Annotated in this window: 20 protein-coding genes; 16 read left to right on the top strand and 4 right to left on the bottom strand. The window is 66.5% G+C overall.

Annotation, left to right across the window (positions count from 1 at the left end; all coding sequences use genetic code 11):
• The first annotated feature begins 25 nt into the window (after nt 1–25).
• Nucleotides 26–754 carry a 3-deoxy-manno-octulosonate cytidylyltransferase gene (locus tag E3C22_RS19010; RefSeq protein ID WP_134763457.1) on the top strand — a complete coding sequence of 243 codons (729 nt, stop codon included), beginning with the start codon at nt 26–28 and terminating at the stop codon, nt 752–754.
• Between the two features lie 21 nt (nt 755–775).
• On the top strand, nt 776–1,723 hold the full coding sequence (locus tag E3C22_RS19005) for a prephenate dehydratase (RefSeq protein ID WP_134763456.1): 948 nt from the start codon (nt 776–778) through the stop codon (nt 1,721–1,723).
• A 277-nt stretch (nt 1,724–2,000) separates the two neighbouring features.
• Here the strand turns inward: E3C22_RS19005 and E3C22_RS19000 are convergent, their stop codons facing one another.
• Nucleotides 2,001–4,178 (bottom strand): lytic transglycosylase domain-containing protein, encoded by a 2,178-nt coding sequence (locus E3C22_RS19000; protein WP_134763455.1) that lies wholly within the window; start codon nt 4,176–4,178, stop codon nt 2,001–2,003.
• Between the two features lie 327 nt (nt 4,179–4,505).
• On the opposite strand from E3C22_RS19000, the gene dapA reads away from it, so the two are divergent.
• Complete coding sequence (dapA, locus tag E3C22_RS18995; protein WP_134763454.1) at nt 4,506–5,387, top strand: 4-hydroxy-tetrahydrodipicolinate synthase; 882 nt, start codon at nt 4,506–4,508, stop codon at nt 5,385–5,387.
• 171 nt (nt 5,388–5,558) lie between these two features.
• The gene (gene smpB / locus E3C22_RS18990) at nt 5,559–6,029 is read left to right on the top strand and encodes an SsrA-binding protein SmpB (protein ID WP_134763453.1); all 471 of its coding nucleotides are present in this window, start codon (nt 5,559–5,561) and stop codon (nt 6,027–6,029) included.
• On the opposite strand, the gene E3C22_RS18985 is transcribed toward smpB, so the two are convergent.
• Complete coding sequence (locus E3C22_RS18985) at nt 5,977–6,948, bottom strand: LysR family transcriptional regulator (protein WP_134763452.1); 972 nt, start codon at nt 6,946–6,948, stop codon at nt 5,977–5,979. The two genes, smpB and E3C22_RS18985, sit on opposite strands and share 53 nt — an antisense overlap.
• Nucleotides 6,949–7,175: 227 nt before the next feature.
• Here E3C22_RS18985 and E3C22_RS18980 point away from each other — a divergent pair, with 227 nt between their 5' ends.
• The 5 genes from E3C22_RS18980 to E3C22_RS18960 all read left to right on the top strand — a co-directional run bounded on the left by E3C22_RS18980 (nt 7,176) and on the right by E3C22_RS18960 (nt 12,045).
• Nucleotides 7,176–8,162, top strand: coding sequence for an amidohydrolase family protein (locus tag E3C22_RS18980; protein WP_245515072.1), 987 nt, complete (start codon nt 7,176–7,178; stop codon nt 8,160–8,162).
• 209 nt (nt 8,163–8,371) lie between these two features.
• On the top strand, nt 8,372–8,845 hold the full coding sequence (locus E3C22_RS18975) for a metallophosphoesterase family protein (RefSeq protein WP_134763451.1): 474 nt from the start codon (nt 8,372–8,374) through the stop codon (nt 8,843–8,845).
• A 325-nt stretch (nt 8,846–9,170) separates the two neighbouring features.
• Nucleotides 9,171–10,610 carry a DUF7125 family protein gene (locus E3C22_RS18970; RefSeq protein ID WP_245515071.1) on the top strand — a complete coding sequence of 480 codons (1,440 nt, stop codon included), beginning with the start codon at nt 9,171–9,173 and terminating at the stop codon, nt 10,608–10,610.
• 10 nt (nt 10,611–10,620) lie between these two features.
• Entirely contained in the window at nt 10,621–11,679 is a 1,059-nt protein-coding gene (locus E3C22_RS18965) for a sensor histidine kinase (RefSeq protein ID WP_245515070.1), read from the top strand.
• A 21-nt stretch (nt 11,680–11,700) separates the two neighbouring features.
• Nucleotides 11,701–12,045: a response regulator gene (locus E3C22_RS18960; RefSeq protein WP_134763449.1), complete on the top strand. Its 345-nt coding sequence runs from the start codon at nt 11,701–11,703 to the stop codon at nt 12,043–12,045.
• A gap of 46 nt (nt 12,046–12,091) precedes the next feature.
• On the opposite strand, the gene E3C22_RS18955 is transcribed toward E3C22_RS18960, so the two are convergent.
• On the bottom strand, nt 12,092–12,754 hold the full coding sequence (locus tag E3C22_RS18955; RefSeq protein ID WP_134763448.1) for a uracil-DNA glycosylase: 663 nt from the start codon (nt 12,752–12,754) through the stop codon (nt 12,092–12,094).
• Nucleotides 12,755–12,791: 37 nt separating this feature from the next.
• A complete protein-coding gene (locus E3C22_RS18950) occupies nt 12,792–13,379 on the bottom strand; it encodes a LabA-like NYN domain-containing protein (protein WP_134763447.1) in 588 nt (195 codons plus the stop codon).
• A 421-nt stretch (nt 13,380–13,800) separates the two neighbouring features.
• Between E3C22_RS18950 and rpoZ the strand changes: the two genes are divergently transcribed.
• From rpoZ to era, 7 genes are all read left to right on the top strand, one after another.
• Complete coding sequence (gene rpoZ / locus E3C22_RS18945; RefSeq protein WP_134763446.1) at nt 13,801–14,232, top strand: DNA-directed RNA polymerase subunit omega; 432 nt, start codon at nt 13,801–13,803, stop codon at nt 14,230–14,232.
• Between the two features lie 126 nt (nt 14,233–14,358).
• A complete protein-coding gene (locus E3C22_RS18940; protein ID WP_134763445.1) occupies nt 14,359–16,572 on the top strand; it encodes a RelA/SpoT family protein in 2,214 nt (737 codons plus the stop codon).
• Nucleotides 16,573–16,631: 59 nt separating this feature from the next.
• Nucleotides 16,632–17,210 carry an orotate phosphoribosyltransferase gene (gene pyrE, locus E3C22_RS18935; RefSeq protein ID WP_134763632.1) on the top strand — a complete coding sequence of 193 codons (579 nt, stop codon included), beginning with the start codon at nt 16,632–16,634 and terminating at the stop codon, nt 17,208–17,210.
• Between the two features lie 289 nt (nt 17,211–17,499).
• Nucleotides 17,500–18,153: a DUF2062 domain-containing protein gene (locus tag E3C22_RS18930; RefSeq protein WP_134763444.1), complete on the top strand. Its 654-nt coding sequence runs from the start codon at nt 17,500–17,502 to the stop codon at nt 18,151–18,153.
• Between the two features lie 91 nt (nt 18,154–18,244).
• Complete coding sequence (gene lepB, locus E3C22_RS18925; protein WP_134763443.1) at nt 18,245–18,979, top strand: signal peptidase I; 735 nt, start codon at nt 18,245–18,247, stop codon at nt 18,977–18,979.
• Nucleotides 18,931–19,674: a ribonuclease III gene (rnc, locus tag E3C22_RS18920; protein ID WP_245515069.1), complete on the top strand. Its 744-nt coding sequence runs from the start codon at nt 18,931–18,933 to the stop codon at nt 19,672–19,674. Before lepB ends, rnc begins: the two co-directional genes overlap by 49 nt.
• Entirely contained in the window at nt 19,671–20,630 is a 960-nt protein-coding gene (era, locus tag E3C22_RS18915) for a GTPase Era (protein WP_134763442.1), read from the top strand. The genes rnc and era overlap by 4 nt, the downstream gene beginning before the upstream one ends.
• Nucleotides 20,631–20,633 lie beyond the last annotated feature (3 nt).

The following is a 20,633-nucleotide window of genomic DNA, read 5'->3' as shown; positions in this document are numbered from 1 at the left end:
GAATTTACGATCCAAGCACAGCGTCATGTCGACACTCATTCTCATTCCGGCGCGCCTCGGTTCGACGCGGCTGCCGAAGAAAGCCCTTGCCGACATCGCCGGCAGACCGATGGTCGTGCATGTCGCCGAACGGGCGGCGGCGGCAGATGCCGGCCGCGTCGTCGTCGCGACGGACGCGGAGGAGATCCTCAAGGCGGTCGAGGCGGCGGGTTTCGAGGCGGTGATGACCTCGCCCGACCACCAGTCCGGTTCGGACCGCATCTTCGAGGCGCTGAGAAACGTCGATCCGCGCGGCGAGGCGGAGACCATCATCAACGTCCAGGGCGACCTGCCGACCATCGAGCCCGAAGTGATCCGCCGTTCGCTCGACCCCTTCGCCGATCCTCGGTGCGATATCGCAACGCTCGCCGCCGAGATCACCCATGACGCCGAGCGGGTGAGCCCCAACGTCGTCAAGCTGGTCGGCTCGCCGATCTCACTCCAGCGCCTTCATGCGCTCTATTTCACCCGTGCCACGGCACCCTGGGGCGAGGGGCCGCACTATCACCATATCGGGCTCTACGCCTATCGGCGCGAAAGCCTCGAGCGCTTCGTCTCGCTTCCCCCGTCCGTGCTCGAAAGGCGCGAGAAGCTGGAACAGCTCCGGGCGCTCGAAAACGGCATGCGAATCGATGCCGAGATCGTCGATACCGTGCCCCTCGGCGTCGACGGGCCGGACGATCTTGCCCGGGCGCGTGAAATTCTGGGAGCCTGAGTCTTGTCCGAACAACGAGCGATGATCGCCTTCCAAGGCGAACCCGGCGCCAATTCCGACATGGCGGTGCGCGACGTCTTCGGCGACGCCTACGAGGCCCTGCCGTGCCCGTCCTTCGACGATGCCTTTGCCGCGCTCAAGTCCGGCTCGGTGGAGCATGAGGGCCGCGAGCGGCGGGTCGAGCGGGCGATGATCCCGATCGAGAACACGCTCGCCGGCCGGGTCGCCGACATCCACCTCCTGATGCCTGATTCCGGCCTGCAGATCGTCGGCGAATATTTCATGCCGATCCATTTTCAGCTGATGGCGCTGCCGGGCGTTTCGCGCGGCGAGATCCGCAGCGTGTCGAGCCATATCCATGCGCTCGGCCAATGCCGGAAATATCTGCGGTCGAACGGCTGGAAGCCGCAGGTCTCGGGCGATACGGCGGGCGCCGCCCGCGAGGTGGCCGAGGCCGGCGACCGGTCGCGCGCCGCCCTCGCGCCGCGGCTTGCGGCGGACTATTACGGACTGTCGATCCTCGAGGAGGACGTCGAGGACGCTTCCAACAACGTCACCCGCTTCGTCATTCTCGCCAATCCCGACCACCAGCCCTTCGCCGATCCCGATGAGCAGCGGCTGAGCCTCTGGGCCGACCGCCAGCCGGTGCGGGGCGATGACGGCCGCCAGATGATCAGCCGCGACGTCGTGACGACCTTCGTCTTCCGGGTGAGGAACATTCCGGCGGCGCTCTACAAGGCGCTCGGCGGCTTTGCCACCAACGGCATCAACATGACCAAGCTGGAGAGCTACCAGCTCGGCGGCAGCTTCTCGGCGACGCTGTTCTATGCCGATGTCGAGGGCCATCCGCACGATCCGGCGCTCGGGCGGGCGCTGGAGGAGCTGCGGTTCTTTTCGGCCGAATACCGGCTGCTCGGCGTCTACCGCGCCGCCGACAACCGCCAGGCGCTGCTTCTGCCGGGCGAGTGAGGGGCGTGCCGTCCGGCGCTTCGGGCGGTTGGCGCGGGGCCGCTGGGTCCAAGCGCTTCATTCGCCCTCATCCTGAGGTGCGAGCGCAGCGAGCCTCGAAGGGCGAGGGCGCGCCGCCCTGTCTTCCTATTTCCAAGCTTCAACGATGAGGCGGCAGAAGCCCCACGCCCTTCGAGGCTCAGCATCGCTACGCTCAGCTTCGCACCTCAGGATGAGGGGCTTCTGCCTCGCCGCTGCTCTCAGCCGAACGAACGATGCGCAGCCGGCGCCCCCGTCGTCAGCCCCTGCGGCCCTTGACGAGATCACTCTCGATCGAGAAGGGCGCGCCGAGGCGGATCTTGTAGACCTCGTAGTTCTCCATGATCCGCTGCACGTAATTGCGCGTCTCGGTGTAGGGAATGCGCTCCACCCAGTCGATCACCTGGTCGAGGCGCATGGTGCGCGGATCGCCGAAGCGGTCGATCCACTCGCGGGCGCGGCGCGGGCCGGCATTGTAGGCGGCGAAGGTCAGGACGTAGGAACCGTCGAAATTGTCGATCTGCTCGCCGAGATACTGCGCCCCGAGGGTGGCGTTGTAGCCGGGATCGGTGATCAGGCGCTGCGGCGAATAGGCGACGCCGATCTTGCGGGCCATGTTCTTGGCCGTGCCGGGCATCAGCTGAAGCAGGCCGAGGGCGCCGACCGAGGAGCGCGCCGACGGATTGAAGGCGCTTTCCTGACGGGCGATCGCGTAAGCCAGAGCCTTGCCGGAGGCTGAGATGTCGGCGCTCGCCGGGATCACGCCGATCGGAAAGGCGAGGGCAGGCGCGTCGATGCCGCGCCAATAGGCGATCTTGCCGATCGAGAGCACCAGATGGTGGTCGCCGCGCCGCTCGGCCATGACCGAGAGCAGCGCGAGTTCGCCGGGGCTGTCGAGTTCACGGGCAAGGTCGCGATAGAGGATGTCGGCGCGCCAGTCGGAGCCGATCTGCTGCAGCCGCTCGATCGCCCTGACCGCCGGCCGCGAGGCGAAGCGCTGGCGATCGGCCGAGCTCGGATTGGGAAACTCGATGGCGCCGGGGTTGTGACCGAGCCGCGACGCGGCGAGCTGGCCGTAGAAGGTCGCGGCGTAGTGGGCGGCATTCTGATAGTAGCCGCGGGCGCTGCCCGAACCGCCGGCCTCGGCGGCACGGCCGAGCCAGTAATAGCCGCGCGACAGCGACAGCGGCTTGTTCGACATCCTGACGATGTTGGCGAAATGTCGCGACGCCGTGCTGGCATCGCCGAGAAAGCGCAGGGCGATCCAGCCGGCATGGAACTCGGCCTCGACCGCCTCGGCGGAATCAAGCGCCGAATGGCCGGCAGCGACCCGGTAGGCCTGCTTGGTCTTGCCGAGATCGAGAAGATCGCGGGCGACGATCCGCCGCTCGTTCCACCAGGCGTCGGGGTCGATCAGCGTTGCCGGATCGCGGGGCGCATTGGCGAGGATCTCGGCGGCCTCGTCGACCTTGCCGGCCTTGCGGTCGTATTCCACGAGCGCGAGCAGATAGCCGGGGTCGGAGCGCTCGGAGCGTGGCACCGCCGAGAGCAGACGGCCGGCGTTCGACTGGTTGCGGATCACCGCGGCGCGGGCGGCGTAGAGATCGCCGGCGCCGGCAAGCTTGGCGGCACGGCCGGCATCGGTGACGCGCTCGCGATAGAGCAGCATGTCCATCCGGTGCTTGTGGTCCGCCGGGCCGAGCAGCGTGCCGAAGGTCGAAAGCATCGCCCGTTCGGTGGAATTGTCCATCACCTCGTTGCGCCAGGTGTGGGCGATCAGCTGCTTGGCGCGGCCGACCTCGCCGACGCCGAGCAGCGCCTTCGCCAGCGCCATCGCGCCTTCGGGGCTCTCCGGCGAGGTGTTGGCGAAGGCCGCCAGGACCTCGCGGGCCGGGCGATCCTCGCGCCAGATCGCCTTTTCCGAATTGACCCGCAGGTCCTTCATGCCGGGCCAGCCGCTGAGCGAGCGGGCGGCATTGGCGATCTCGATCGCCGGAACGTCCTTGCCGCCGGCGAGCGCGATCGCCCAGGTGAGGATGTCGCGGTCGAGCGAACCCGGCGTCATGCCCTCGCGGATCGAGCGGGCGCGCACGGCATTGCCGTCGGAAAGCGCCTGCAGTCCGTTCTTCAGATCGCCGTTGATCGGCTGCACCGGGCTGATCGTCCGCGACATGGTGGCGATCGAGGCGGTGAAGGCGGCAGCGTCGGACGGCATGTCCGGCGCCCGGCGCGGGACCGGGATGCCCGCCGGCACGGGCACCGGCGTGCCGAAGCGGGCGGTGTCGAGCCCGACGCCGGCGGCCGATCCGCCGGGGCGCGCGGTCGGCATCGGACCCACCGCCGGCAAAAGGCCGGACTGCGCCAGCGAGGGCGTCGCCGCGAGCACCGCGGCGAGCGTTGCCAGAAGGCATTTCACGTTACGCGAGGAACGCGGCATGGACATCCTCACAAGGGTGTCGAAAATTCGGGCGTGTGCCAAGCGGAAGGGCGAGACCCATTCCGCTCCACATGGTTGTCGAACCTCTCACGATCGCCGTTAAGGGCGTGTTACCAGCTCGTTTTTCACCGGCCGTGGCGGCCTCGACGACAGTGCTTGTTTCCCCAATCGAGCTTCAATATGGTCGCCACTTCAAAAGAAAGGTCTGCGACGGTTCACGCCCGGCGCGGTTGGGCTTCAGGTTCCACCACGAGCAGCGATGTCCAGCGGCTTTCCCGAAGACAGAACAGACCGGGCAAGATGGCCCGGCATGGGTGGGAGCGAATGATGTTCAATGGCTCGATTCCGGCGCTGGTGACGCCGTTCGCCGAAGACGGCAGCTTTGCCGAGGCGGTGTTCGCCGACTTCGTCGAATGGCAGATCTCGGAAGGCTCGGCGGGTCTCGTCCCCGTCGGCACCACCGGCGAGAGCCCCACCCTCAGCCACGACGAACACAAGCGCGTCGTCGAGCTCTGCGTCAAGGTGGCCGGCCGTCGCGTTCCCGTGATCGCCGGGGCGGGCTCCAACAACACCGACGAGGCGATCGATCTCGCCGTCTTCGCCGAGAAGGCGGGAGCCGACGGTCTGCTGGTCGTCACGCCCTACTACAACAAGCCCAACCAGCGCGGCCTCTATGCCCACTATGCGGCGATCGCCAGGGCCGTGTCGCTGCCGATCCTGATCTACAACATTCCTGGCCGCTCGATCATCGACATGACGCCGGAGACGATGGGGCGGCTCGCGGCCGACTTTTCCAATATCGTCGGCGTCAAGGATGCGACCTCCAAGGTCGATCGGGTTTCGGAGCAGCGGGCGACCTGCGGCACCGACTTCATCCAGCTCTCCGGCGAGGATTCGACGGCTCTCGGGTTCAACGCCCATGGCGGCCATGGCTGCATCTCGGTGACCGCCAATGTCGCACCGAGGCTCTGCGCCGAGATGCAGGCGGCCTGCGCGCGCGGCGACTATGCCGCCGCCGTCGAGCTGCAGGACCGGCTGATGCCGCTCCACAAGGCGCTGTTCATCGAGCCGAGCCCGACCGGCGTGAAGCATGCGCTGGAGCGTCTCGGCAAGGTGAGGAACTCCGTGCGCCTGCCGCTGGTGCCGGTGGAGGCCTCGACGGCCGAGACGATCGACAGGGCGCTGCGCCACGCCGGCCTTTTGAACTGACGGGCTCTGCGCCGCTCACGATAAGGCTGGGCGAAGCTGCCTTGGCGGCTGCCGCTCTGCCGGGGTCTTGCCGGCCCATCCACTGGCGGAAGCCGTCTCGCGATACCAGATGACGGCGCAATCCGCCCGAAGAACGAAGGACCTGCGCGTCTTCGCGCATGCGAAAGAACAATGGCCAAGAAAAAGCCGGCCGCGTCGAACATCGCGGCGGAAAACCGCAAGGCGCGGTTCAACTACGAGATCGTCGACACGCTGGAGGCGGGGCTGGCGCTGACCGGCACCGAGGTGAAGTCGCTGCGCGAGGGCAAGGCCTCGATCGCCGAGGCCTATGCCACGGAAGAACAGGGCGAGCTCTGGCTGATCAACTCCAACCTGCCGGAATATCTGCAGGCGAACCGCTTCAACCACAATCCGAAGCGGCGCCGGAAGGTGCTGGTCCACAAGACCCAGCTGAACCGGCTGGCCGGCGCCGTGCAGCGCGACGGCATGACGCTGGTGCCGCTGAAGATCTATTTCAACGATCGCGGCGTCGCCAAGCTGGAGCTCGCCGTCGCCAGAGGCAAGAACGCCCCCGACAAGCGCCAGACCATCAAGGAGCGCGACTGGAACCGGCAGAAGCAGCGGATCCTGAAGGAAGGCTGAGGGGCAAGGTCCCTGACGGCCGGCAGACCGCCATCAGGGTGCCTCGCAGCCATCGATGGGCGGGATCGGCATCGAAGCGGGGATGCCACATGGCAGAGACGACGATCTCCGGTGTTTTCACCGGAAGGTCGAAGCTGGCGAGACCCTGCGCCGTCGCATGTCGTGACGGTGCGACGCCGTGAAGACATGATCGCGGCACCAGGGCGATGAGGTCGGTCTGGCGCGCGATCCGCAGCGCCTCCGGGTGGCTCGGCACGACGGCGACGATCGCTCGTCGAAGGCCGAGGCCTGCCAGAGCGTCGTCGACCGGGCCGGTGAAGACCGCCTTGCGCGATGTCACGACGTGGCGGCCGGCCGCATAACGCTCCGGCGTCATCGTCCCGTCGAGGAGTGGATGGTCGGCGCGAACAGCCGCGACGAAGCTGTCGCGGAAGATGAACAAGGTGCGGATTTCCGGCGCGGAGGCGCCCCGAACACCGATCTCGAGATCGATCCGGCCATCGCGGAGCGGTTCGATGTCCTTGTCGGGCTTCGGTGCGAAGCGCAGGCAGATGCCCGGAGCGGCCTCGGTCGTCGCCGCGATCAGCGGTGCCGAAAACTGTCCCAGAAATCCCTCGCTGGCGCGGATGACGAAGGTGCGATCGAGCGAGCCGAGATCCAGCTCGCCTCTCTGCGGGCTGAGGACGTCACGCGCCTCGCGCGTCAGCCCCTGGACCCTGTCGCGCAACGCGGCGGCCCTTGGTGTCGGCACCAGCCTGCGTCCGGCGCGCACGAGCAGCGGATCGCCCGTCGCATCGCGAAGCCGGGTCAGCGTCCGGCTCATCGCCGACTTGCTGAGGCCGAGCCGCCGCGCTGCACCGACGACGCTGCCCTCGGCGAGGAGCGCGTCCAGTGCGACGAGAAGGTTGAGATCGGTCATGTCCGGCGTCTTCCCTTGCGCAACGGTCGATGGCGTTTGACGCAACTATAAGATCACAGTGGTGCATCTGGCGCCTATGATGGCGCTGCTCCTATCTTGCCGCCGAGGAAATCGCAAAAGGCGCGTCCCGACGGTCTCGGCCCCTCTCACGGGACACGGGTCTCGCGATGCCGAAGCTTCGACGGCCAGGATGAACGGCCAAGACAAATGGCCAGGACAAGGAGGCGATGATGCAGCTGATCGGCATCGAGGAGCACATGCTGACGCCTGAAGTGCGCGACGCCTGGGACGGCGCTGGCCTTGCGGCGGTCGACCCTTGCGTGGCGATCCATTCCGGCGAGATCGAGCGCCGCCTTCTCGATATGGCGCAAGCGAGAGTCTCGCTGATGGACGAAGCGGGCGTCGATGTTCAGGTGCTCTCTCTGACGACTCCGGCGCTCCATCATATGGGGCCGGAAAGCGTCGAGATGGCGCGGCGCACCAACGATGCGGTGGCTGCTGCCATCGCGCGGCACCCCGACCGTTTCCAGGGCCTCGCGACATTGCCGATCTCGATGCCGGACGAGGCGGCCCTCGAACTCGAGCGCTGCGTCAGGACGCTGGGGTTCAAGGGAACGATGCTGTGCGGCAGGGTCGGAACGCGCAGTCTCGACCACCCGGACTTCCGGCCGGTCTTCGAAAGCGCAGAAGGCCTGAACGCACCGATTCTGCTGCATCCGCGAACCCCCGACGCGGCGGTCAGGACGGCCTATTATTCGGGCTTCACGCCCGAAATCGACGCGGCCTTTTCGATGTATGGCCTCGGCTGGCACTACGACGCCGGGATCCAGTTCGTCCGCCTCGTCCTTGCCGGCGTTCTCGACCGTCTGCCGAAGCTGCAACTCATCCTCGGCCACTGGGGCGAGGTGGTGCTGTTCTATGCGGAACGGCTGAAGGCGATGGACCGCGTCTCCGGGCTGGACCAGCCGATCGAGACCTATCTGCGGCGCAACCTCTATGTGACGGCGAGCGGCATGTTCGTGCCCGACTATCTGCAACGCGCCGCCGCGATCGTCGGCACCGACCGACTGCTGTTCTCGACGGATTTCCCGTACCAGTATCGGCCCGGCGGGGACGCCAGGCGGTTTCTCGACGAATGCGGTCTCGACGGGGCGGCGAAGGCGGGATTTGCTCACCGCAACTGGCTGCAGCTGACCAGCGGGTGCGGCATCTGACCGGTGCAGCTGCCCGGCAGCCGGGCGCGGGTAGACGTCGCCGCATTGCCACAGACCCGCGTCGGGCAGCCGCGCGCTCGCCGCGGCCTTGAGGTGGCGGCCGGGTCGCGGTCGGCGCCCATCCGTGCGATAGGGGCGCGCCCGCCGCGGGGTCGGCGCTGCGGCGGCGATCACGCTGGTGGGCCGGCACCTTTGGAGCAGACACCATCATGCCCGTCATCGGAATCATCTCGGATACCCACGGCCTGTTGCGGCCGGAGGCGCTGGAACGACTCGAAGGCGTCCGGCACATCATCCATGCCGGCGACATCGGCGCGGAGGAGATCGTTCCGCGGCTCGAGGAGATCGCGCCTGTCACGGCGATCCGCGGCAATGTCGACAAGGCGAAATGGACGCGCGCCTTTCCCGAGACGGCGTCGGTCGAGCTGTTCGGCCAGCGCTTCTTCGTCATCCATGACCGGGGCGATCTCGCGTTCGATCCTGCGGCGGAGGGCTATCACGCCGTCATTTCAGGCCACTCGCACAAGCCGGGCATCGAGACGGTGCAGGGCGTCCTCTATCTCAATCCCGGCAGCGCCGGACGCAGACGCTTCAAGCTGCCGGTGACGGTCGCCACGATCGTGATCGAGGATGGGGCGATCACGCCGACGATCCACGCGATCGAGGAGCGGCCGATCGATTGACGCTCAGCCCGGCCACGCGGCGCCGCGTCGAGATTCCGCTTCGATCGAACCAGGAAAACGCCGCTGCCTGACCGGCGCCATCGGCCGGTGGGTGCCCGGCCAAGGCGTCATGCGGCGCCGTCAACTTTGGCCGCCTCCGCAAAAAATCGCGCCAAGCCTTTGGAGAATCAGCCTCTTGCCTTGAAGGATGGGATCCGGATCGCATGTTCCCGCATCTCTCGCCGGTTTCCTTGCCGCTCGCGCAATGCCTTATCGAAGACGAGCTGCGGGCTGTTCCGGCACCCGGAGTTCCGGCGACCCGCCACACGTTACCCCGGAGCTTTCGATGCCGCACGCCCATCCGATGATCACCACCGGCATTCCGGGTCTCGACGGTGTCCTGAAGGGCGGCTTTCCGGTCTCCAACATCTATGTTCTCAAGGGCGTGCCGGGCTCTGGGAAGACCACGGCCGCGCTGCAGTTCCTGCGGGCGGGCGTCGAGCAGGGAGAGCGCTGTCTCTATGTCAGTCTCTCCCAGAGCAGGTCCGAGCTCGAGCAGATCGCCGCCTCCCACGACTGGAGCCTCGAGGGCATTACCATCGAGGAGCTGTCGGCCTCCGACGACGCTGCGACGGCGGTCGATCAGTCGATCTTCCAGACCGCCGATCTGAGGCTCGACGAGACCAGGCAGGCGATCATCGAGGCGGTGAAGCGGCACCGGCCCCGGCGCATCGTCTACGATTCGCTGCTGGAGATCCGGGTGCTGACCGGCGACGAGGCGCGGTTCCGCCGCGAGCTGATCGGGCTGAAATCGGTGCTGGCATCGCAGGGCATCACCGGCCTCCTGATCGATACAGACACCGCCGGCGGACGCACGCGGGACGACGAGATCGAGGCGATCGCCCACGGCGTCATCCGCCTCGACAAGACGCTGCCGGACTACGGTGTCGCCCGCCGCCGGATCGAGGTGTCGAAGATGCGCGGCACGGCGGTCGCCGATGGCTACCACGACATGGTCATCAGGGAGCGGGAAGGCGTCGTCGTCTTCCCGCGCATCGTGCCGCGGGTGGTGCCGGAGCAGACCAAGTCGCTCGATCTGATCAAGTCGGGTGTCGAGAATCTCGACAACCTGCTCGGCGGCGGCCAGGAGGCCGGGACGACGACGCTGGTGATCGGCCAGGCCGGCACCGGCAAGTCGACCATGGCCTCGCTCTATGCCACGGCGGCCCTCGAGCGCGGCGAGCATGTCGCGCTGTTCCTCTTCGAGGAGCGGGTGGAGACCTTCTTCCGCCGCTCCGAGGGGCTGGGGATGAAACTCCGCAGTTTCCACGAGGGCGGCCAGCTTCTCATCAAGGACTTCAACCCCGGCGAGGTGACGGCCGGGCAGTTCGGCCAGATCGTGCAGGAGGAGGTCGGCAAGGGCCACACCCGCGTGGTGGTGATCGACAGCTTCACCGGCTATCTCAGCGCCCTGCCGAACCGCGACCAGGCGGTCCAGGACATCCAGTCGCTGCTGAAGTTCCTCGCCCGCAGCGGCGTCCTGACGATGCTAATCGTCGCCCAGCACGGCCTGATCGGCGAGAACGTCTCGATCGACGTTGACGTGAGCTTCCTCGGGGATACGGTGCTCCTGCTCAGGGTCGACGAGGAGGGCGATCAGCTGAAGCGCTCGATCACCGTCGTGAAGAAGCGCCACGGACCGCACGCCATGAGCGTCCACAAGCTGACGATCGACGGATCGGGCGTCAGCGTCAGCCCGTCTCCCGTGGACACGGTCTCGAACTAGAGGATTGCCCTTGCCCGCCGACCTGCAGCAGGTCTTCATCCATGCCCCGTTTCGCAACGACGCGAAAATCCTCCAGAGCCTGCTCGAAACGCACGACATCCCCTCCGAGGTCTTTGCCAGCGAGGCGGCTCTGGCAGAGGCGCTCGGAGACGTGCTTCCGGGTGCGCTGATCGTCACACAGGAGGCGCTGACCGACAGGGTGCGCGACATCGTCCGCGAACACCTCGCGGCCCAGCCGGACTGGTCCGAACTGACCGCCATCGTCCTCGTCGAAAAGGGGGCGCCGCAGGCGACGCTGCTCCGCCACCTGACCGAGGAGTGGCCGGGATCGCGGCCGGTCTTCTACCAGCGGCCCCTGGCGACGCTCGAACTCCTCAGCGGGGTCCAATCGGCGCTGCTTGCCCGCATCCGCCAGCGGGATGTGCGCGACCACATCGCCCTCGAACGGGAACTGCGTCACGAATTGAACCACCGCGTGAAGAACATTCTCGCCAGCGTCAATTCGATCTTCCAGATGACGGCGCGTGCCAGCCAGACACTCGACGAACTGAAGCAGAGCTTCGGCGGCAGGTTGGCGACCCTCGGCGGGGTCCATTCTGCGCTGTTCGAGGCGGGCGGCGAGGCCGTCGACCTCGAAGGTCTGGTATCGCTCGTCCTGTCTCCCTATGCGACGGAGGGCGGGACGGGATCCGAGCTGTCGGGGCCGGAAGTCAGCCTCAACAAGGATGCGGCCACCGGCCTTGGCCTGACGGTCCACGAACTTGCCACCAATGCGATCAAATACGGCGCCTGGTCCGTGCCGACCGGAAAGATCCGCATCGACTGGTCGGTGAAGGGGGCGGATTTCGAGCTGACATGGACCGAAACCGGCGGGCCGGAACTCGCCGCGCCCACCCGCAAGGGCTACGGAACCCGCTATGTCCGCGCGGCGCTGCAGAACCTTCTCGGCCAGCCACCGGAGATCCGCTACGAAGCGTCCGGTCTTGTCCTCGTCGCGCGCGGGCCAAGGCGCCACATCGAATCGCCATCGCCGCCGGATCGAAACGAGCCCGAGACCGTTGGCCCCTGACTTCGAACTGACGGGTTGGAAATGAAGATATTCTGTCTGGAAGACAACCCGCTGGTGGTAATGCATCTGGAGATGATGATCGAGGACGCCGGCCATAACTGCGTCGGCACCGCGGCGAGCTTCGCCGAAGCTCTGCCGATGTGGGAGGAACTCGATTTTGACCTCGCCTTCATCGACATCGACCTCGTCGACGGCGTGACCGGCATCGACGCAGCGCGCTGGCTGAAGGATCGGAATCGGCCGAGTTGCTTCGTTACCGGTCAGAGCGAACTCGCCAAGGCGCATAGCGACCTCGTCATCGACATCGTGACCAAGCCCTTCGACGAGAGCGAGGTCCTGCGCGTCCTCGAGATGGTCAGGAGCTGAGAGGGAGACAGGGATCGTCCTGCGACGCGCCGGCGCCACGCCCGCGCTACGCCAGGAACTTTGCGACGTCGGCGAAGACCGCCTCGAACATCGCTGTCGTCAGCCGGCCGGTATTGGTGTTGTAGCGCGAGCAGTGATAGCTCGAAAAAATCCGAAGAGCAGCGAGGTCGCTCGATCCGCCGTGGCGGAAGGGATGGGCCGCGATGCGCCCGCCGAGCGCCCGCACCGTCGAATCATGGGCGATCTTGCCGAGGGTGACGACGGCCTTGAGCCTCGGCAGCCCGGCGATGGTTTCGGTGAGGAACGAGCGGCAGGCGTTGATCTCGGCACCGACCGGCTTGTTCTCCGGCGGCACACAGCGCACGCCGTTGGTGATCGCCGTGCCGAAAAGTTCCAGCCCGTCGTCCGGCCGCGCGTCGAAGCGGCCATTGGCAAAGCCGTATTTTGTCAGCGTCGCGTAGAGGAGGTCGCCGGCATAGTCGCCGGTGAAGGGTCGGCCGGTGCGGTTGGCGCCGCGAAGGCCGGGCGCGAGGCCGACCACCAGCAGCCGCGCCGCCTGTGCCCCTTCCGGCGGCAGGAAGCTCGGGACCGGCGCGTTGTGCCAGCCGGGCTCCCTGGCGCGCCACGTCTCGCGGAAGGCGACGAGGCGGGGGCAGAGCGGGCAGTCGCGCGAGGGCTCGGCGGGCGTGCCGTCGAGGGGATGGGTCATCCGGTCGTTCCCTGCCGGCGCGTCGATGCGGCCCGGATCAGTAGTCGTCTTCCTCGCTGTCGACCTCGGCGCGGCGGGCGCTGCGGGCCTCGCGCTCGGCCGGATTGCGGCCGACTTCGCCGCGCAGCGTGACGATGTCGATGAAGTGGTCGGCCTGACGACGCAGATCGTCGGAGACCATCGGCGGCGAGGAGGTCAGGGTCGAGACCACCGAGACCTTGCGGCCCTTGCGCTGCAGTGCCTCGACCAGCGAGCGGAAGTCGCCGTCGCCGGAGAACAGCACGAAGTGATCGACCGTGTCGACGAGCTGCATCGCGTCGACTGCCAGTTCGATGTCCATGTTGCCCTTGATCTTGCGGCGCCCGGACGGGTCGGTGAATTCCTTCGCCGGCTTGGTCACCACGCGGTAGCCATTGTAGTCAAGCCAGTCGATCAGCGGCCGGATCGACGAGTACTCGTTGTCCTCGATCAGCGCCGTATAGTAGTAGGCTCGAAGTACGTAGGCCTGGCGCTGAAACCACGTCAACATCTTCTTGTAGTCGATGTCGAATCCAAGATTCTTTGACGTTGCGTAAAGATTGGCGCCGTCGATGAATAGGGCAAGTTTCTCACGCTGATCAAACATTTTTATACAACTTTCGTTAGAAAACAGGATATTGCAGGCCGTTCAGTTGCCGAGTGTCTCGGTATTGCCTGTGGAGCGCAGCTTGAAACTTGGCCGTAGCAGGTTTCGGCCAGCGACTGCAAGTGTTGATCACCAAGGGCAGAAGGATCGTCGCTCCACTGCCAAGACTATGCCAGCGAATTGATTGCGGCGGTGGGCTTCTGCCGGTTGGATCGCGGTCATGGAGAAGAGGCGGGCGCTCCACTTGCGACAAGCCTTTGCCTCTCAAGGAGAACCACGGGCTGTGACGAGTTGCGCTCTCACGCGCGGCCGCATTGCTTGGTTGCGGAATCAAGAAGCGGGAAAGGGGACTTGTGGCGCGACGACGAAAGCGTTATGTCCCGGCCTTCGTCACCGAATTTATCCGTTTCAGGAGACAGGCATGGCCCGCGTCACCGTAGAAGACTGCGTCGACAAAGTTGAGAACCGCTTCGAACTTGTTCTCCTCGCAAGCCACAGGGCGCGCCAGATTTCGCAAGGCCAGACCATAACGGTCGATCGCGACAACGACAAGAACCCGGTCGTGGCGCTGCGCGAGATCGCCGACGAGACGCTTTCGCCGGGCGATCTCAAGGAAGACCTGATTCACTCACTGCAGAAGCATGTCGAGGTAGACGAGCCAGAGCCGCGGCCGGATCAGGACCGCCGCGAGGAGAACCAGCGCCTCGTCGCCGCTGCCGCAGCCGAAGTGCCGGCCCATGTCGAGCCGGCCTCCGACGACGCCGAGCCGGTCTCCTTCGACAGGATGTCCGAGGACGATCTCCTCGCCGGCATCGAGGGCCTCGTTCCGCCGGAAAAGACCGACGATTATTGAGGCGCTGGGCGCATTTGCCCCTGTAATGACAGGGGCGGATGACATTATATTAGGGGGTGTCGTTCGAGGGTGGACGGCGCCCCCTTTATCGTTTCGTCACCTGCCAGGGACAATCGCCACAAGCCCATGATGCGGCAATACGAACTCGTCGAGAAAGTCGCTGCCTACAAGGCCGAACCCGACGAAGCGCTCCTCAACCGAGCCTATGTCTACGCCATGCAGAAGCACGGCTCGCAGAAGCGCGCCAGCGGCGATCCCTATTTCTCCCATCCCCTCGAAGTGGCGGCGATCCTCACCGACCTGCATCTCGACGAGGCGACGATTGCCGTCGCCCTCCTGCACGACACGATCGAGGACACAGACGCCACCCGCAAGGAGATCGACCAGCTGTTCGGGCCGAAGATCGGCCAGCTGGTCGAGGGCCTCACCAAGCTGAAGAAGCTCGACCTCGTCTCCAAGAAGGCGGCGCAGGCGGAGAACCTGCGCAAGCTCCTCCTGGCCATTGCCGACGACATCCGCGTCCTCCTCGTCAAGCTCGCCGACCGCCTGCACAACATGCGCACCCTCGGGCCGATGGCACCGGAAAAGCGCGCCCGCATCGCCCAGGAGACGATGGACATCTATGCCCCGCTCGCCGGGCGCATGGGCATGCAGGACATGCGCGACGAACTTGAGTCGCTGGCCTTCAGGCACATCAATCTCGACGCCTTCGAGACGGTGACGGCACGGCTCGCCGAGCTGAAGGAGCGCCATGCCGACAGGATCGCCGCCATCGAGCGCGACCTGACCGCGAAGCTGAAGGAGAACGGCATCCACGCCACCGTCTCCGGCCGCCAGAAGACGGCCTATTCGGTGTTCTCGAAGATGCAGCGCAAGGCGCTGTCGCTGGAGCAGCTGTCGGACATCTTCGGCTTCAGGGTGATCGTCGACAACGAGGAGGCCTGCTACCGCACCCTCGGCATCGTCCACCGCACCTGGCCGATGGTTCCCGGCCGGTTCAAGGACTACATCTCGACGCCGAAGCAGAACGACTACCGCTCGCTGCATACCACCATCGTCGGGCCATCGCGCCAGCGCGTCGAACTGCAGATCCGCACCCGCGCGATGCACGAGGTCGCCGAATACGGCGTCGCCGCCCACGCGCTCTACAAGGACGGCGCGGCTTCGGGGCCGGTGCATCTGTCGAAGGATTCCAACGCCTATGGCTGGCTACGCCGGACGATCGAGCTTCTCGCCTCAGGCGACAATCCGGAGGAATTCCTTGAACACACCAAGCTCGAGCTGTTCCAGGACCAGGTCTTCTGCTTCACGCCGAAGGGCCGACTGATCGCCCTGCCGCGCGGCGCGACGCCGATCGACTTCGCCTATGCGGTCCATTCGGAAGTCGGCGACAACTGCGTCGGCTGCAAGATCGACGGGCGGATCATGCCCGTCGTCACGGAACTCGCCAATGGCGACGAGGTGGAGATCATCTGCGCCAAGGGCCAGACGCCGCCGCAGGCCTGGGAAAACATCGCCGTCACCGGCAAGGCCCGGGCGGCGATCCGCCGGGCGGCGCGTACCTCGATCCGCAAGCAGTATTCCGGCATCGGCCAGCAGATCCTCGAGCGCACCTTCGCGCGGGCCGGCAAGACCTATTCCCGTGAGGCGCTGAAGCCGCTGCTCGGCAAGCTCGGCCACCGCGAGATCGAGGATGCGCTGGCCGCCGTCGGCCGCGGCGAATTGAAGCCGACGGACGTGTTGCGGGCCGCTTTCCCGGATTTTCAGGAAAGCCGGGCCGCGCGGCTGGCGGAGAAGGGCGAGGACGAGGGCTGGTTCAACCTCAGGACCGCCGCCGGCATGATCTTCCGCATCCCCGGCCGCCAGAAGATCAAGCCGCGCCGCAACGGCAACGCCATCCCGATCCGCGGGGCGGGCGACGACATGCCGGTGCATTTCGGCCCCGATGGCGCCGTCCCCGGCGACCGCATCGTCGGGATCATCGAACCCGGCAAGGGCATCATCATCTATCCGATCCAGTCGCCGGCGCTGACCGCCTATGACGACGAGCCGGACCGCTGGGTCGACGTCAGGTGGGACCTCGACGAGGCGATGAGCGAGCGCTTTCCCGCCCGTATCATGCTCTCGGCCAAGAACGAGCCGGGTTCGCTCGCCGAGATCGCCGAGACGATCGCCATCAACGACGCCAATATCCACAATCTGTCGATGGTCGCGACGGCGCCGGACTTCACCAAGATGGTCATCGAGCTCGAGGTCTGGGACATCCAGCACCTCAACCAGACTCTCAGGCAGCTGCGCGGCAAATCCTGCGTCGCCGACGTCTCCAGGGTCAACGGCTGAGCTTGCGGCGGCGGCCGGCCGCCTCTAACGACGACCTTGCGACGACGAGTGGAGTGACCATGACCAACGAGGACGTCCTCGACATCTTCCGGAAGGCGGGAGCCTATCTGGAAGGCCATTTCATCCTGACCTCTGGCCTCAGGAGCCCGGTGTTCCTGCAGAAGGCGAGGGTGTTCATGCATCCGGACCTCACCGAGACGCTCTGCCGGGCGCTCGCGGAGCGCATTCGCGCGGCGGTGACGGGGAAGATCGACTTCGTCGTCGGGCCGGCGGTCGGCGGCCTGATTCCGGCCTATGAGACCTCCCGCCATCTCGGCGCACCGGCGATCTGGGTGGAGCGCGAGAACGGCGTCTTCCGGCTGCGGCGCTTCGAGATCGAGCCGGGCGCGCGCGTCGTCATCGTCGAGGATATCGTCACCACCGGCCTGTCGATCCGCGAGACGGTGACCTGCATGCGGGATCTCGGCGCCGACGTGGTGGCGGCCGCCTGCATCATCGATCGCTCGGCCGGCAAGGCGGATGTCGGCGTGCCGCTGATCGCGCTCGCCGAATACGAGGTCCCGGCCTATCCGGCCGACGCGCTGCCGCCGGAGCTCGCCGCGATCCCGCCGGTCAAACCGGGCAGCCGGTCGCTCTGAGGCGCCGATCCGAGCCGGCCGGCGGGCCGGCCGGTCGCCGATAGGGTCGGGCGCGGCGCGTCGAGGGCTGTCCGGCATCGGTTGTGCGACTGCGGTGATGTACCCGGTCGTGACGAAGTCGTGAATCGCTTTCCTGTGCCGCCGAAAGGTTTTTCGCCGCAATGGGATGCGCTAAGCTTCCGCTTGGGGACGCAACTGGCAGAGCGAAATCCGTCGGCCCGCAGGCTTCGCCGCCACCTCGGCGCGGCGGCCGACGGATCGACGAGTGTCCCGGGAGAACCGAGCGGCGATGTTGTTTCGACGGCGCGAGCCCGAAGGGCGCTGGGCGCGGATTGGCGCCCTGCTTTGGCCGCGACGGTCGTTCCGGCGCTCCTATCGCTATTTCGTCAAGCGCGTCGTCCGGCTCGACGCGGCGCCTCACGCCGTCGCCGCCGGATTTGCCGCCGGGACGATGGCCTCCTTCACGCCCTTTGTCGGCTTCCATTTCATGCTGGCCTTCGCGATCGCCTATCTGATCGCCGGCAACATGGCGGCGGCCGCGCTCGGAACGGCGGTCGGCAACCCCGCCACCTTCCCCTTCATCTGGGGGGCGACCTACGAACTCGGCATCACGCTGTCACAGCGCGGAAGCAGCGCGGCCGCCCATCCGGTCGCCTTCGAATCCGCGCTGTCGCCCTGGAACCTCCTTGCCATCTGGGACCCGGTGGTGAAGCCGATGCTGATCGGTTCGATCCCGCTCGGACTGATTGCCGGCGGCATCGCCTACGTCATCGTTCGCTCGGCCGTCGTCAGCTTCCAGGCCCATCGCAGGCGGAAGATCGCGGCGGCGCGCAACCGGGGGCCGCAGCAGCCGCAGCGGCTGGTCGGGCGGCTGGCAGGACGCGGCGAGACTCCGGCTCCGAGCTGCAAGGGGCAGGTCCGCCCGCAGCCGGACAAAGTTTGATCCTCCCGCCGTTGCGGGGCGGCAATCAAGTGGGTAGAAGGCGCTCTGCGGCCGGGCCGCGCAACGGTGAACTGGCTAGAAGAGATAATTGATGGTCGACCAGGCCGAACGGACGGAAAAGGGCGGCTTCGGCGAGACCGTCAAGGTCATCATCCAGGCGCTGATCCTGGCGCTCGTCATCCGCACCTTCCTGTTCCAGCCGTTTTCCATCCCGTCCGGATCGATGATGCCGACGCTGCTCGTCGGCGACTATCTGTTCGTGTCGAAATGGAGCTACGGCTTCTCGAAATATTCGCTGCCCTTCTCGCCGGACCTGTTCGAGGGCCGGGTTCTCGCCTTCCAGCCGCATCGCGGCGACGTCGTCGTCTTCCGCAAGCCGCATGAGGAAGACGTCGACTACATCAAGCGTCTCGTCGGATTGCCGGGCGACCACATCCAGGTGCGCGAGGGCGTGCTCTACCTCAATGGCAAGGCCGTGCCGCGCGAGCCGGCGGGCGAGTTCAACTTCGAAGACGGGGCGAAGGCGCAGCAATATCGCGAGACGCTGCCGAATGGCGTCTCCTACATCACGCTGGACCTGTCGCCGAACTCGCCGGGCGACAACACCCGCGAATTCGTCGTGCCGGCGGACCACTATTTCATGATGGGCGACAACCGCGACAACTCGCTCGACAGCCGATTCGACGTCGGCTACGTGCCCTTCGAGAATCTGGTCGGCAAGGCGCGGGTGATCTTCTTCTCGATCAAGGACGACGTCTCGCCGCTCGAGATCTGGAAATGGCCGAGCGACCTGAGACCGGGCCGCTTCTTCACATGGCTCGGGTGAAGCGGGAAAAGACCCTCGACGCTCTCGCCGAGACGATCGGCGTTCCGATCCGCGACCGCGAGCGGTTCGAACGGGCACTGACCCATGCGAGCCTGCAGGGCGACGGCGCGACCAAGAGCTATGAGCGGCTGGAATTTCTCGGCGACAGGGTGCTTGGTCTCGTCATCGCCGAGCGGCTGTTCGGCCAGTTTCCCGAGGCCGACGAGGGCGAATTGTCGCTGCGCCTCAATGCGCTCGTCAGCGCCGAGGCCTGCGCCGAGATCGCCGATCAGATCGGCCTTTTCGACTATGTGCGCCAGGGCAGCGACCTGAAGAAGCTGAAGGGCGACCGCACGCGCAATATCCGTGCCGACCTCGTCGAGTCGCTGATCGCCGCCATCTATCTCGGCGAAGGGCTGGAGACCGCCCGCGACTTCATCGTCCGCCACTGGGGCGAGCGGCTCGACGCCGACGTCATCGCCAGGCGCGACCCGAAGACGGCGCTGCAGGAATGGGCGCATCAGAGCGGCCCGACGCCGCCGCGCTACGAAACGATCGACCGCTCGGGGCCCGACCACGAGCCGGTCTTCACCATCCGCGTGGTGGTCGAGGGCGTCGCGCCCGCCGAAGGGCAGGGGCGCTCGAAACGGATCGCCGAGCAGGAAGCCGCGGCCGCCGTTTTGCGGCGCGAAGGTGTCTGGAAGGACAGGGATTGAGCGAGACGGGCGAAGACAGATCGCAATCGGCAGAGGCCGGTGCCGACACGGCGACGGGCGGTGGGGGACGGCGCTCGGGCTTCGTCGCGCTGATCGGCGCGCCGAATGCCGGCAAGTCCACCCTCGTCAACCAGCTCGTCGGCACCAAGGTGACGATCGTCACCCACAAGGTCCAGACGACCCGGGCGCTGGTGCGCGGCATTGCCACCCATGGCGATACTCAGATCGTCTTCGTCGACACGCCGGGCGTCTTCAAGCCGAAGCGCCGGCTCGACCGGGCGATGGTGAAGACCGCCTGGTCTGGCGCGAGAGACGCCGACATCGTCATGGCGATCGTCGATTCCGAGCGGGGCGTCAGCGAGGATGTCGAGCGGATCCTCGAGCGTCTGAAGGACACCAAGGCGACGAAGGCGCTGCTTCTCAACAAGGTCGACCGCATCCAGCGCGACAGGCTGCTCGGCCTGACCAAGGAGATCACCGACAGGGCCGAATTCGACAAGGTGTTCATGATCTCGGCGCTCGACGGCTCGGGCTGCGCCGACCTGATGGACTGGCTCGCCGCGACGCTGCCCGAAGGCCCCTGGTACTATCCGGAAGATCAGGTCTCCGACCTGCCGCTCCGCCAGCTCGCCGCCGAGATCACCCGCGAGAAGCTCTATCTGCGGCTGCACCAGGAACTGCCCTATTCGAGCCATGTCGAGACCGAGCTTTGGGAGACCCGGGCCGACGGCTCGGTCAGGATCGAGCAGACGATCTATGTCGAGCGCGACAGCCAGAAGGCCATCGTTCTCGGCTACAAGGGCGAGACGATCAAGGCGATCGGCAAGGCCGCCCGCGAGGAGATCATGGAGGCGGCGGACCAGAAGGTGCACCTCTTCCTCTTCGTGAAGGTGCGCGAGAACTGGGGCGACGACCCGGAGCGCTACCGGGAAATGGGGCTCGATTTTTCGAGCTGACGG

This window comes from Jiella endophytica, from assembly GCF_004519335.1.
Taxonomy (GTDB): Bacteria; Pseudomonadota; Alphaproteobacteria; order Rhizobiales; family Rhizobiaceae; genus Jiella; species Jiella endophytica.
Note: the sequence above shows the minus strand (reverse complement) of the source record. Positions and strands in the feature narration are given on the sequence as shown.